Here is a 12,828-nt window from a genome sequence, read left to right on the forward strand (position 1 = left end):
ACTGGCTGGCCGGAAACGTTCCAGCTCTGAGGGGTAGTCGACTGTACCGCTATACAATGTACCGGTGATTGACGGCACGCTCAATGACGGGAAATCAGGCGATTGTGATCGGCGTAAGCGCCTGCCGGCGCGGGAGGCGCCTCGTGGCCTTGTTCGCTGTTGGACAGTCGGTGATCGTGGTGATCTCGATGGTCAGCTGGCGGTTACCGCATCGGTGATGTGCCGCGCCAGAACGTCAGGCGCCCCAGCGTGTGCCAGATGGCCTTGGACGGACATGCGTACGCCCCAGCCCTACCGGAGCCCTGCAAATCGGTCTACCGTTGGAAAGGGCAACGGGCATCGTTCATCTGGCCCTGCCCTGCACCGACTCGCGAAGGAATTCACGCGCGTGTCAGCGAGGTTCCTCTCACGACAACACAGTTTCCACACGCCGACAGCCGCGGGCATGTGATGAGCAGTCCTCACCCCGCGGTCTCGACTTCGACGCAGGTCGAATGCTCGCAAACGACCCGGTATCCGAGGAGACAGATCATGGCAAGCAAGGCACTGCTCGTTCGACTTGAAGCGAAACCCGGCCAGGAGGACGCGGTAAAAGAGTTCTTGCTCTCCGCACTTCCGCTCGTGGAGCAGGAGCCCGGCACCGCCCCCTGGTTCGCGGTGCGGTTCGGCCCGTCGACCTATGGCATCATCGATGCCTTCCCGGATGACGACGCCCGGACGACGCATCTGAACGGGCCGGTCGGACAGGCGCTCGCTGCTCGCGCGGACGAACTATTCATCTCGCCACCCGAGGTCAGCGAACTCGACGTGCTCGCAAATAAACTCTGAACGCTACCGGCCGCTGCATACGTTGACAGAGGTTGCCCGTTACGCGGAGGTTCGATCGACTATGTCCACCTTGACCCGTGCCGATGCCCGCAAGATCATCGCGGCCGCTGAGCGACGCGCGACAGAACTGGACCAGCCTCAAAACATCGCCGTCGTGGATGCAGGCGGGTAACCTGATCGCCCACGTGCGGATGGACGGCGCGTGGATCGGCAGCATCGACATCAGCATCAACAAGGCATACACTGCCCGCGCATTCGACATCCATACCAAGGGCTTGGCCGGCAATGCCCAGCCTGGCCAGCAGTTCTGCGGCATCCACGCCAGTAACCACGGTCGCGTCATGATTTTCGCCGCCGGCATCCCGCTGCGTCGAGATGGTCAGACCGTCGGCGCGATAGGCGTCAGCGGCGGAGACGGCGACCAAGACCAAAGCACCGCCGAAGCCGGCGTCGATGCACTCTGACGCACCCCCTCGCAGGGAGATGGCCGGATCGTATGCTCCCACTGGACGAAGGTTCGGTGTAACTGGTCAGGTACTCGCTGGCGTGGCGTGACTGGTTTTGCTTGTTGGTGATGGATTATGTTGGGGTGCTTGGTGATCTGTGTCCGTCCTATGAGCAGCTCGCTGCTCTGGTGGTGGCGCTGGGCGGGCAGATCGAGCGTCTCGAATCCGAGATGGCTGAGCGGACGGCTCGTTTCGAGGCCGAGATCGCGGAGTTGAAGCGGCGTTTGGGGCAGAATCCGCGCAACTCGTCGAGGCCGCCGTCGAGTGAAGGCTTGGATAAGCCTGCACCGAAGTCGTTGCGCCGCAAGTCTGGTCGCAAACCGGGTGGGCAGGACGGTCATCCGGGGATCGACGTTGTCGCAGGTCGAGGACGTGCCCGAGGAGTGGGTCGTGCGGCGTGAGCCGCCCGCGTGTGGCGGGTGCGGCGCTGGTCTTGGCGGTGCCCCGGAGGTGGGCGTGACCCGGCGACAGGTGTTCGACCTGCCGCCGATGGAGTTGGAGGTCACCGAGCACCGGTTGATCACCCGCCGGTGTTGTGGTTGTGGGGCGTCGACCTGCGCGACGGCGCCGGAAGGGGTGTCCGCGCCGGTGCAGTACGGGCCGCGCGTCCATGCGATCGTGCTGTATCTGTACGTGGGGCAGTTCCTGTCGAAGAAACGTGCCGCCGAGGCGCTGAGCGAGTTGTTCGGCGCGCCGATGTCGGATGCCACGGTGGCGTCGATGACCAAACGCGCGGCGACCGGCCTGGAGCCCTTCTTGGCGGGGCTCGTGTTCTGGATCGCGCAGTCGCCGGTGGCAGGGTTCGACGAAACCGGGTTGCGGGTCGCGGGGAAGCTGCACTGGGTCCACTGCGCCCGCACCGACAAGTACACGCTGATCACCTGCCACGCCAAGCGCGGCACCGACGCGATGAAAGCCGCTGGGGTTCTGCCCGACTTCAAGACCGTCGCGGTCCACGACGCGTGGGCGCCGTATGACACTTAGAGCGCATCTGAGAACTCATGTGTTGGGGTCGGTGGTGCGGGCGAGCCGGCGGGTCAGGGTATGGATGGCGGCGATGTAGACCATGGCTTCGTGGTGGTCGGTGCGGGTTTCGTAGTCGCGGACGCAGCGTCGGTGCTTGACCAGCCAGCCGAACGTGCGCTCTACCACCCAGCGGCGGGGCAGTACCTTGAACCCGGTGGCGGTGTCGCAGCGTTTGACTATCTGAACTGTCAGTGCGAGAACGGATTTCGCCCATTCGACGAGCCGTCCGGCGTAGCCGCCGTCGGCCCACACGAGCGTGATCGTGGCGAATCGGGCACGCATTGCGGTCAGCAGCCGGTGGGCGCCGTCACGGTCCTGGATACTGGCGGCGGTGACCACCACCGCCAGCAGCAGCCCGGCCGAGTCGGTTGCGATGTGGCGTTTGCGGCCTTTGGTCTTTTTACCCGCGTCGTAACCGGCCGTGGCGGCGGCCACGGTGTCGGCGCCGCGCACGGTCTGGGAGTCGATGATCGCCGCCGTCGGGTGCGGGTCACGCCCGGCGTGCACCCGCGCCCGGTCTCGAAGTGCGTCGTGGATGCGTTGCCACACACCAGCTTTCGTCCACCTCCGGTAGATGTCGTAGATGGTCTTCGCTGGCGGGAAATCGTGTGGCAGCTGCGCCCACGCGATGCCGCCGCGGACCAGGTAGAAGATCGCGTCGCAGACCAGCCGCCGCGGCCACTTCTCCGCGCGTCCGCCCTTGCCGCCGCGGTTGCCCGGGGGTGGCAGCAGCGGCTCGAGCAGCGCCCACTCGGGGTCGGTCAGCGACGAGGATGGGTAGAACGGGCATTCCGGCGAGGTGATCGGGGACTCGCCGTGGGCCGGGCACAACGAACACGAGCAGGTAAGCGACACTGGCACAGGGACTCTCGGTGACGACGTTTTGGTATGGAAACCTCAGTCGTACCGGGAGTCCCTCTACATATCTGGCATCACACGCCGAACAGCTACCAAGTTCTCAGATGCGCTCTTACACCGACGCCGAACACCAATTGTGTTGCGCCCATGCCCAACGCGAGCTGCAAGGCGTCGCCGACAACGCGCCCGCCGGCACCCCGTGGTGTTGGGCAGATCAGGTCGCCGACGCGCTGGTCGCGATTCAACGGCTGGTCACCGCCGCCGTCGACAGCGGTGCCGTCGCCGACAACATGCCACTGATCGACCCCGACGCGCTCGCCACGCAGGTCCGTCTCTACCGCGACGCCGCCAAGATCGGCCTCGCCGAGACTTCCGCCCGTTCCACGAAGCTGATGCAGAAGCAGAACGCGCTGGCCCGTCGGCTCCTCAAACGGGAAGACGACTACCTGCGGTTCACCACCGACATCCGGATCCCGCCCGATAACAACGGCTCCGAACGCGACATCCGCATGATCAAACTCCGACAAAAAGTCTCCGGCTGCCTGCGAACCCTTACCGGTGCCGAACAGTTCTGCGCCATCCGCAGCTACCTATCCACAGCCGCCAAACACGGCCACCAGTTCCTCGAAGTCCTCGTCATGCTTGCCGAGGGCCGACCTTGGATTCCCGCAACAACCTAACCAGTTACGGTTCGGTGTGTCCGGATATTCGCCTCGTGGAAATTATTCGTCTCCGCTGAGCTTGATTTTTAACCTCTAACTGGCAGCCGTGGTGGTCTTACCGACCGCCTGGTGTGGTGCGCGTCGGATGTTTTTTGCGCCGGGCGGGCGTCCGGGACCCGGCCGTGAGGGTTTCGGCGCGCGGGCCGGAAGAGCGGTTGTCGGGCGGAGGTGGCGAAATCCCCTGCGGACGCGGGCTGGGGTGAGGCGGCTGGGGCTGGTTGGTTTTCTCTCCCAGGGGTGGCGGAGGTCTTCGGTGAGTCCTCGGGCGAGGCGGAGTTGGGTGTGTGCGGCGATGATGAGCCAGGTCCAGCGGTCGGCGGCGGCGGAGTCGCGGATACGCGGCTTGGTCCACCCGAGGGTCTGTTTCAGGAACCGGAAGGTGTGCTCGATATCGAAGCGCCGCAGGAAGGTTCGCCAGATTCGGTCGATAATGGCGGGGTCGGCGATGTCGGGTTGCGAACACCATAGCCACAGTGGTTTCGGGTTGCGGTCGCCGGGTAGCCGGTCCACCCGAAGCCCGATGACGACGCCCTCGATGATCGGCAGTTCCCCGTCGTGGTAGGCCCAGGATCCTCGGCGGGCGAGTTTGGGGTGCAGACGGTTCCATGCCGTCGCACGCACGGCGCCGTAGCGGTCGGTGTCGGTGGTGGTGACGACAGCGGGCTCGGGATGGGTCCCGGTGTCGGACAACGCGAAGTCGGGGCCGTGCTTGGCGGGACGGCCCCTCTTGCCCGCACGGGGTTCGGCGGGGAAGGCCAGGACGCGGTCGGAGCGTATTCGCCCGATCAGGACCACGGGCAGATCCGCGAGCTCGTATGCCAGGCATGTGATGTCGTAGCCCGCATCGAACACGATCTTGATGTGCGGGTCGCCGGGAACATGGAGGTCGGCGGCTTGCAGGCGTTGCACGACTTCCCGGATCTGGGCGGCGGTGACCTCGGTCGCGTCGTCGTCGGGGTGCAGCCGTATCGCGTCGAGGATCGTGGTCCAAGAGGTCCGGCCGGGCTCCAGCGCGGCGACGTAGGAGAACAGCCAGCCCGGGATCATCTGCGCTTGCCCCCTGCCACGGCCATAGACATGGCAGAACGATCGATCGGGGCTGGTCGCCGCGTCGGGACGCAGCCACGGACTGGCATCGACGGCCAGCATGATCGCACCTTCGTCGTCTCGCCCGACCGTGGTCGTGGCGGTGATCGCGCGCCGGAGCCGGGCGATGTCGATACTTCCGGCGTTCAGACCGTCGTAGAGGGCGCCGTGGCCGCGTCGATATTCCCCGGTCAGACACAGTCCGACCAGCGTGGTGACCGGTCCGTCGTCGCACAGCACCGCGTCGGTGAGTTCGAACAGCGCGTCGGCGCGCGCGGTCAGGCTTTCATAGAACGAATTGCGGAACGCGGCAAGCGATTCCGGTCCCGACGGGCGCGCCGACTCGACCGGACGAAATACTTCGGGCACACTGACAGGCACGGCCACCACAACTTCTCATCAGGCTCTTTAGCGGGAACCCGACGATGATGATGCGGTGGCCGCTCCATGTCACGGCGACACGCCGAAATTCGTCCCTAAATCAACACGGCAGCAACACGTTTCGATGATCGAACCGCTCCAACACCGACCCGGACGGTCGGCGGGCAGTGACCCGGAGGTTAAAAATCAAGCTGAGGGGTTCCGATCATATGGTCGGAGGAGAAGGCTAGTAGATGGGCGTACAGGTGACCGGTCCGGACACGGTGCCGATCAAGTCTTTTGGTGCGTCTTCCGAAAGTATTGGTCCGCAAGGATTGACTATGAGTCGTGCGGTGTGGCCATTGCGCCGACGCCGGACTCGGGCATAGCTGCGCCGGGGATGTCCGAGGGTTGACGTAGATCCGATCATCTTTTCCATGGCGCACACCCTGTTCACCGACTCGCGGACAGCGCAAACGGGCCAGGATATTCCGTTGCGGCAGAAGGAGACTGAACATGAAAGCGTTGGTATACGACGGTCCCCGCGAGGTCCATGTCAAAGACGTTCCCGATGCGCGGATCGAGCGGCCGACCGATGTGTTGGTGAAGATCACCACCACGAACATCTGTGGATCGGATCTGCACATGTATGAGGGCCGCACCGACCTCGAGCTGGGAATGGTACTCGGACATGAGAATCTCGGGATCGTCACGGAGATCGGTGATGCGGTGGTCAAGATATCGGTCGGAGATCGGGTCTGTGTGCCGTTCAATATCGGCTGCGGCTTCTGCCGCAACTGCGAGGCGGGACTGACCGCGTTCTGCCTAACCGTCCACCCGGACCCGAAAATGGCAGGCGCTGCGTACGGTTTCGCTGGCATGGGGCCATTTTGGGGCGGGCAGGCCGAATACCTCAGGGTCCCGTTCGGCGACTTCAACTGCCTGCGACTGCCCGAAGACGCGAAGGAGAAGGAAACCGACTACGTCATGCTCTCCGACATCTTCCCGACCGGATGGCACTGCACCAGGCTCGCGGATATGCAGCCCGGTGATTCGATGGTGATCTACGGGGCAGGACCGGTCGGCCTGATGGCTGCCTACTCCGCGATGATCCAAGGGGCCAGCAAGGTGATGGTCGTCGATCGGCACCCGGACCGGTTACGCCTTGCCGAGCAGATCGGATGCATCCCCATCGATGACTCGAAAGGCGATCCGGTCGAGCAGGTGCTCGAACAGACCCACGGGGCGGGCGCAGACAAAGGCTGCGAATGTGTCGGGTACCAGGCGCATGATCCGCAGGGTCACGAGGACTCGGCGATGACGATGAACCGGCTCGTCGATTCGGTGCGGTTCACCGGACACATCGGTGTCGTCGGCATCTTCCTGCCGCAGGACCGCAACGCACCCGACGAGTTGGAACGTCGCGGCCAGATCGCCTTCGACATGGGCAAGTTCTGGTTCAAGGGCCAGAAGGTCGGGACCGGACAGGCCAACGTCAAGCATTACAACCGACAACTGCGCGATCTCATCCACGCGGGCCGAGCCACCCCTTCGTTCATCGTGTCCCACGAGTTGCCGCTCACCGAGGCAGCGTCCGGATACCAGCATTTCGACGCTCGCGACGACGGATGGACCAAGGTCGTCCTGCATCCCTGACCACAGAGCATCGACCCGACACACCGGTGGTGACACACGGTGACCAGCCGCGTCTCCGGTATCGGAGGCGATGCTTACGCTGGATCAGATGCAGACGATGATCGAGGTCCCAATCCCGGGCAACGAGGTTGCCCCACCGGCTTGCGGTGGTTGTGCCCAGCCCCAATAGATCAGAAAGAATGGTATTGGTATCTCGGCAGCCAGCCGGAACCTCGCGGCCATGCGGGCCTGAGAGGGCGGGTGACCTTCGCGGTCGCTCATCGGGTTGATGGGCGACCCGCGTCGACCTCCAACTCGACCACGGTGCGCTCCTCGCCTTCGCGGGTCTGGAACGAGCGCTGCTTCAGCCGCCCGGATACGATGACGCGAGCACCGCGTGGCTGTCGACTCGGCGGCATTCTCCGCAGCCTCTCGCCACACGTTGCAGCGCAGAAACAATGCGTCGGCATCCTTCCACTCGCTGGTGTTGGGATCGCGATACCGCGGTGTCGACGCGACGGTGAAGCTGGCCACCGCGACTCCTGCGGGCGTGAATCTCAGCTCTGGCGCGGCTGTCAGATTCCCTTTGACAGTAATGACCGTGTCTCCAGCCATGATGATCCTCCAAGGATTGTAGGGACTGCGTTCTTCCCAGTTGCGTGGGGCAGCAGGGGTTTTGAGGAACACCCGTAGGTTCCCGAACCCAGGGGTCAGATAGCTTCGTAGAAGGCAGCACACGCTTCAGTTCCGGGCAACGACCCCTTCGGAATTCGCGAACGCACGGGAAACGAGCGTGAAGCGGAGCTCTGGCGGGCGGTGAGATTGCCAAAGGACCCGAGAAAGCCAGGTCTTCTGGACCGCGGGGCTTTGGTCAGGTGGTTGTCGATCTGGGGGCATGCCCAGCAGAAGGTGGTCGGGCCTGCAGGAGCAGCGGGATTCCGGGGTGTGGGGTCGCCGCTGCGCCCGCCGGGGACGGCGATTACGTCGTGCGGACGCCGCGGGGCGGGCTGTGCGTCGTAGACCGCGGCGAGGGTGGCCATGCGTTCCAGTTCGGTCTTTCTCCCGAGGTAAGGCGGGTGTGGAACACCGGTGCTTCCCGCGCGGCAGCGTTGCGGGTCGCGTCTGGCAACGAATCCGGGCGCATGAGAATGCCTTTGCCGTCCGCGGTGAGCACCAGCAGCGTCTCAGGCGCAGCTGGCGCGGCGATGCGGGCGGCATCGAAGTTGTCGTTATCGACCGCGCTGCGATCATGAGACCTTCCAGCTGGCGTTTCCCGGCGACGGGACCGCAGCGGCCGGTGACCGCCGAGTGCGCGCTGGCGTAGGAGCACCGAGCCGCTTCGAGCACCGCCTGTTTGCACGGGCCTGGCTTTGACGGCCGGGCAGCGACAACACCGCATCGGCAGCATCGATGTTGCACTGTCCCGGCAGGAGCAACGAGGCGAGGATCACCTGCTCCACCGGCGATCTCACACAACAACTGCAACCCATCCTGATTCGCTCACCAGTGGCCCACTGTCAGCGCAACGCCTTAAAGTTGATGGCATTGACCCGAATGCGCCAACGCGTCCACCGGGACGACTACGCACTCGCCGCCTGACTCACAGTTCCCGAGCTACTCCCAAAAGTGATACCGCGGTCGGTTTCGATAGCCGATGACTATGGCTGGCTCGGGGTCTTCGCTCAGATGCTCTCGAGGCGTTCCACTTCAAACTGAAGTGCAGTTCGCCCGTCGGCGTCGGTTCCGAATTCGCGCCGGAGCGGAGCCCGGCACAAGCTCATCACCTGGATCGCAGGCTTCTGCTTCTTCAACCGGGACGGTGGCGCTCGCCGTGCGGCGCGACGTCAGCTGTGCAGTATCTGGACGAAGGTGACGACTGCGTATATGACACCGGACGGAGCCCACCACTGCATAGGACTATCCATGAGCTGATGCCGGTTGACAGAGACGACGGGTTGGCCGGTGCGGGGGTCGTAGCCGGGCTGCGCACGGTTCAAAGCCCGGCCGACCAACCACACGGTCAGGCTGCCCAACACCGACCCGATAGACGTGCCCAGGTTGGCGAACGCGGTCGTGGACAGACCGGCAACGTCCGCGATACCGGTGCCTGCGAGGGCGAATGCGGCCAATATCAGGGGCGCCAAAATACCGTATCCGCTCCATGAGATCCGAATCATCGACGTCCTCCAAGCTCGTTCCGAGGAATAACAGGGGTGGTAGCGATGGGTTCGAGTCCAAACACGGCAGATGCAGGCGTGGATGCCGGGATTTGCATACTTGACCGTGATTTACTGCGGTGGGTGGTGGAGCACCGCGTACGCAATCGCCATCCCGATGATCGTCAGTACAGCCACTACGATCACGGCACGGTCCACCTGCTGCCACCGGTGCTCGTGTTCGAGGCATGCCAGATCGACGTCGGCGTCGGCGTCGGGGCGTTGCCAGATTACCCACTTCAAGTTCTGCATCGCCTGGGTGTGACCAGCATCAGCGGCCTTCCGATACCAGCGTTCGGCTTCGCTGAGGTCGCCGCGTTGCTCGATCACCCACCCGAGGTCGCACATAGCGTCGAGGTGGCCGGTGTCTGCGGCTTGGCGGTACCAGTACTCGGCCTGGTCGAGCTCTTTGCGGCAGCTGTGGAAATAACCTCGCTCGTACATCGTGTTCGGGTCGTTGATCTGATTGTCGCTCATTCAAGTCCCCTGATCACATCACGAGGAGACTCGCGGCCGCCGCATTCCGGGGCCTCGCTCGCCGAGTCTCGGTCTTCGATGAAGATGTGCCCGAGTAACCCCCGCACGACCGTTGGGTGCAGCGGCGCGCCGGCAAGCACATCGGTCACCATCGTATCTCCAGCATTGATTGACCCCCAAGCTGTTTCGATCCTGATCGATTCAGCATAGCCAGGCTGCGCGGCAGGCGCCGGGTCAACGGTGGCGGCGAGGATGAGCGGGTGCCAATGTCGAGCAACAGCATGCGTGGTTCGGATTCCATTGTGGAGTCGGTTGTTGTTCAACCACATTCGATGCAGAACCTTATCGATTCCTTGGCGGCCGCTTGGGGTTGCCGATACCACCTCGAACATCGCCACGTGGTCGGGGTACCTGATTCGGGTGCTCGACGGTGAACTCGGCGGGTCGTCAAATGCACTCTTCTGCCACGAATCGGTTGCTGGACAGGAGATCTGCCAATGACGCGAAATTGCCGTTGCATCAGTCCTGACCCGCCCGTCTGAGGTCGCCCAATCGGTCCTGTCGGCGGATCGCGATCGAGGCTGGTATTTCGCAGCCGATCGGCCCAAAAGTCGGCGTCGGTCGCACCTCCACGCTGTTCAGCGACCGGTGGAGCCGGTTTGACACCACCACAACAGGATTGGCTGCATTCTGGACTTCCTTTTGTCCGTGCCCATCGCGACCGACTCCTGATACGGAATCAGGTTGCCGTACTGGGCGGGATAGTCGACGTAGCGGTACCGGAACCGGCGCGGATCCAGACCACGGGCGAAGGCCTCGGAGATCCCCTCGCCGCCCGGGAAACCGGTGCCGCCCAACAGTAGAACGTCGATTATCGGACATCACCGAAGCCGATCAGTTCGCGCGGGTCGGTGCCGACAGGAGCGAACAGCACCTGCGGCGTGGCGTGCACCCTTTCCGACTCACTCATTCGGTCGCCCCGGCGGCGCTCGGCTTGTCCTCCGATGGGTATGGGAAGCAAGCACTTCGATCATCCGGTGCGGTTCTTGCCGATGTGCAGTTCGATCTCGCCGGTCGGTAGGCCGTCTAGGGTGGGGTGGTGCAGTAGCAGCGCGGCGTCGCAGTCCGGTTCGATGTCGGCGGTCTCGCGCAGGTCGGACAGCACCAGTGCCCGGTTGCCTTGGTAGGGGCCGCAGTTGAGCTGACATGGGGGCACGACGGCCACCGACAGCTCTTTGGCGATGCGCACGGCCTCTTTCATGATGTGGCCTCCCCTCTGCGCGAGCAGGATGCCACCGCCCACCCGGCGCCTCCGCAGGGGGAATCTCGATTGTGGTGCACTGCGTTCTTCCCAGTTACACAGGGCAGCATGGGTTTTGAAGAACGCCCGTAGGTTCCCGAACTCACGGGTCAGATAGCAATGCCACTTAGCTTGACGTGTTTTCGCAGGTCATCGGCATGATTGCGATGTAGTGCCAGCTGGTTGGTCTGTGAGACTGGTTGGTGTGGAGCGTTTTTGGGCGTGTCGGTGCCGGATCGTGTCGGTGCTGGGGTTAGCGTCGCCGACGTGGTGGATGTGGGTGCGGTGTCGTTGATCGATCAGGTGTTGTTGGGTGTGTTGACCGCTGTGGTGGACCGTGATGCGGTGGAGATGGCGATTTCCGAGCACGGCAAGGCGCCCAAGCGTCGTGGTGGGACGTTGCCGCCGCATTTGGTGATGTATTTCGTGGTCGCGTTGGCGTTGTTCGCAGGTGTGGACTACGAGGGGGTGATGCGGAAACTGGTTGGGCCGCTGCGGCTTTGGCGTTGTTGGGATCCGAAGTGGAGTTTGCCGACCTCGGGTGGGATCACCCAGGCCCGGCAGCGGCTGGGGTTCGAGCCGATGAAAACACTGTTCGAGCGGATCGCGGTGCCGGTGGCGTCGCGGCTGACCCTGGACGCGTTCTACGCGCGACGCAGGCTGGTCTCGATTGATGGCATGGTGTTCGACGTGGCCGACACCGAGGCCAACGCAACGGAATTCGGTAAACCGAGCAAGGGAGTGTTGCCACAGGCACGGGTGGTGACGTTGACCGAATGCGGCTCGCATGTGAGCCTGGGCGCGGTGATCGGGCCGGTCGTGGGCAAGGGCACCGGTGAACGCACCGCGCGGCCGAACTGATCTGGTTACTCGAACCCGGCATGATGTTGGTGTGTGACCAGGGGTTCTACAGTTTCAAACTGTGGTGCCAGGGCGCCGACACCGACGCCGACCTGTTGTGGCGTCTCGGTGACATTATGGACCTGCCGATCGTGGACCGCCTCGGTGACGGCTCCTATGTGACACTGCTTTTCGCGCCCAAAACCCCGGCGAAAATGCGGGCCGAGCTGCTGGAGGCGGCCATAGCCGGGGAGGAGTTGGACTGGGACCGGACTCGTTTCGCCCGCGTCATCGAGTACGAGATCACCGACCGTGGCGAAGGCGGTGAGCTGATCTGCCTGCTCACCACCATCCTCGACCCGCACGAGGCACCCTCGCTGATCCTGGCCGAGGCCTATCACCAACGCTGGGAACACGAAGCCGCGAACAGGCAAATCAAGACGCAGCTCCGCGGCCCCGCCAAAACCCTGCGCTCGCAAACCCCGGACATGGTCCGCCAGGAAATATACGGATTCCTCATCGCCCACTACGCGATCTGCTCGCTGATCTGCCGGGCCGCGGTCGAGACCGGCATCGATCCCGACCGCGTGAAGTTCACCCAGACCGTCCGACTCGCCCGCGACACCATCGCAGGCCCGGACGGTTTTTCCCCTGACCGCCAACTCGAGCTCCACACCGAACTCGCCGAACAGATCACCGCAAAACGCCACCTCAACCCCCGCCGCCACCGCTCCTACCCCCGCGTCGTCAAACGCGCCAGACACAACAGCTTCCGAGTAAAACGCAAGGCAGACAAGGGAACCCGTCACACCGGACCCGCTACCATCCGGCTGGCCAACCAAAGCTGCATCACGCCGACACAACGACGACCATCCGCAAAACCGCCGGTCACAGCTCTATAGGGGGCGAGCTAAGCGGCATTGGGTCAGATAGCCTCGTAGAAGGCAGCACACGCTTCAGTTCCGGGCAACGGC

The 12,828-nt window shown here is 63.9% G+C and carries 16 protein-coding genes and 1 pseudogene; 9 read left to right on the plus strand and 8 right to left on the minus strand.

Annotated elements, in window-relative coordinates:
* Positions 1-531: 531 nt before the first annotated feature.
* The 5 genes from ACV7NQ_RS36975 (at position 532) to ACV7NQ_RS36995 (ending at position 2,318) form a co-directional block, all read left to right on the plus strand.
* A complete protein-coding gene (locus ACV7NQ_RS36975; protein ID WP_463363791.1) occupies positions 532-828 on the plus strand; it encodes a putative quinol monooxygenase in 297 nt (98 codons plus the stop codon).
* A 61-nt stretch (positions 829-889) separates the two neighbouring features.
* Positions 890-1,000 (plus strand): heme-binding protein, encoded by a 111-nt coding sequence (locus ACV7NQ_RS36980; RefSeq protein ID WP_463363792.1) that lies wholly within the window; start codon positions 890-892, stop codon positions 998-1,000.
* Between the two features lie 19 nt (positions 1,001-1,019).
* Positions 1,020-1,292, plus strand: a complete 273-nt coding sequence (locus ACV7NQ_RS36985; RefSeq protein WP_463365966.1) for a GlcG/HbpS family heme-binding protein — start codon at positions 1,020-1,022, stop codon at positions 1,290-1,292.
* Positions 1,293-1,417: 125 nt separating this feature from the next.
* Entirely contained in the window at positions 1,418-1,735 is a 318-nt protein-coding gene (locus ACV7NQ_RS36990) for a DUF6444 domain-containing protein (RefSeq protein WP_463363793.1), read from the plus strand.
* A complete protein-coding gene (locus ACV7NQ_RS36995) occupies positions 1,725-2,318 on the plus strand; it encodes an IS66 family transposase (protein WP_463365967.1) in 594 nt (197 codons plus the stop codon). The genes ACV7NQ_RS36990 and ACV7NQ_RS36995 overlap by 11 nt, the downstream gene beginning before the upstream one ends.
* Positions 2,319-2,333: 15 nt before the next feature.
* Here the strand turns inward: ACV7NQ_RS36995 and ACV7NQ_RS37000 are convergent, their stop codons facing one another.
* Positions 2,334-3,164 (minus strand): IS5 family transposase, encoded by an 831-nt coding sequence (locus tag ACV7NQ_RS37000; RefSeq protein WP_463365968.1) that lies wholly within the window; start codon positions 3,162-3,164, stop codon positions 2,334-2,336.
* 158 nt (positions 3,165-3,322) lie between these two features.
* On the opposite strand from ACV7NQ_RS37000, the gene ACV7NQ_RS37005 reads away from it, so the two are divergent.
* Positions 3,323-3,898: an IS66 family transposase gene (locus ACV7NQ_RS37005; protein WP_463363794.1), complete on the plus strand. Its 576-nt coding sequence runs from the start codon at positions 3,323-3,325 to the stop codon at positions 3,896-3,898.
* Between the two features lie 75 nt (positions 3,899-3,973).
* Here ACV7NQ_RS37005 and ACV7NQ_RS37010 read toward each other — a convergent pair whose 3' ends face one another.
* Entirely contained in the window at positions 3,974-5,413 is a 1,440-nt protein-coding gene (locus ACV7NQ_RS37010; RefSeq protein WP_463358523.1) for an NF041680 family putative transposase, read from the minus strand.
* Positions 5,414-5,902: 489 nt separating this feature from the next.
* Between ACV7NQ_RS37010 and ACV7NQ_RS37015 the strand changes: the two genes are divergently transcribed.
* Positions 5,903-7,042 carry a glutathione-independent formaldehyde dehydrogenase gene (locus tag ACV7NQ_RS37015; protein WP_463363795.1) on the plus strand — a complete coding sequence of 380 codons (1,140 nt, stop codon included), beginning with the start codon at positions 5,903-5,905 and terminating at the stop codon, positions 7,040-7,042.
* Between the two features lie 260 nt (positions 7,043-7,302).
* Here the strand turns inward: ACV7NQ_RS37015 and ssb are convergent.
* From ssb to ACV7NQ_RS37045, 6 genes and pseudogenes are all read right to left on the minus strand, one after another.
* Positions 7,303-7,636, minus strand: a pseudogene (gene ssb / locus ACV7NQ_RS37020) (single-stranded DNA-binding protein); the annotation flags it as partial.
* Positions 7,637-8,865: 1,229 nt separating this feature from the next.
* Positions 8,866-9,165: a hypothetical protein gene (locus tag ACV7NQ_RS37025; RefSeq protein ID WP_463363796.1), complete on the minus strand. Its 300-nt coding sequence runs from the start codon at positions 9,163-9,165 to the stop codon at positions 8,866-8,868.
* A 144-nt stretch (positions 9,166-9,309) separates the two neighbouring features.
* On the minus strand, positions 9,310-9,714 hold the full coding sequence (locus tag ACV7NQ_RS37030; RefSeq protein ID WP_463363797.1) for a tetratricopeptide repeat protein: 405 nt from the start codon (positions 9,712-9,714) through the stop codon (positions 9,310-9,312).
* A complete protein-coding gene (locus ACV7NQ_RS37035) occupies positions 9,711-10,112 on the minus strand; it encodes a hypothetical protein (protein WP_463363798.1) in 402 nt (133 codons plus the stop codon). Before ACV7NQ_RS37035 ends, ACV7NQ_RS37030 begins: the two co-directional genes overlap by 4 nt.
* Positions 10,113-10,352: 240 nt before the next feature.
* Complete coding sequence (locus tag ACV7NQ_RS37040) at positions 10,353-10,571, minus strand: hypothetical protein (protein ID WP_463363799.1); 219 nt, start codon at positions 10,569-10,571, stop codon at positions 10,353-10,355.
* 173 nt (positions 10,572-10,744) lie between these two features.
* Entirely contained in the window at positions 10,745-10,975 is a 231-nt protein-coding gene (locus ACV7NQ_RS37045; RefSeq protein WP_463363800.1) for a DnaB-like helicase C-terminal domain-containing protein, read from the minus strand.
* 261 nt (positions 10,976-11,236) lie between these two features.
* Here ACV7NQ_RS37045 and ACV7NQ_RS37050 point away from each other — a divergent pair, with 261 nt between their 5' ends.
* Together ACV7NQ_RS37050 and ACV7NQ_RS37055 are read left to right on the plus strand one after the other, a co-directional pair.
* A complete protein-coding gene (locus tag ACV7NQ_RS37050; RefSeq protein WP_463365557.1) occupies positions 11,237-11,875 on the plus strand; it encodes a transposase domain-containing protein in 639 nt (212 codons plus the stop codon).
* A 20-nt stretch (positions 11,876-11,895) separates the two neighbouring features.
* Entirely contained in the window at positions 11,896-12,756 is an 861-nt protein-coding gene (locus ACV7NQ_RS37055; RefSeq protein WP_463359567.1) for a transposase, read from the plus strand.
* Positions 12,757-12,828 lie beyond the last annotated feature (72 nt).

The sequence above is a fragment of the Nocardia sp. Tas62D01 genome (assembly GCF_055232035.1).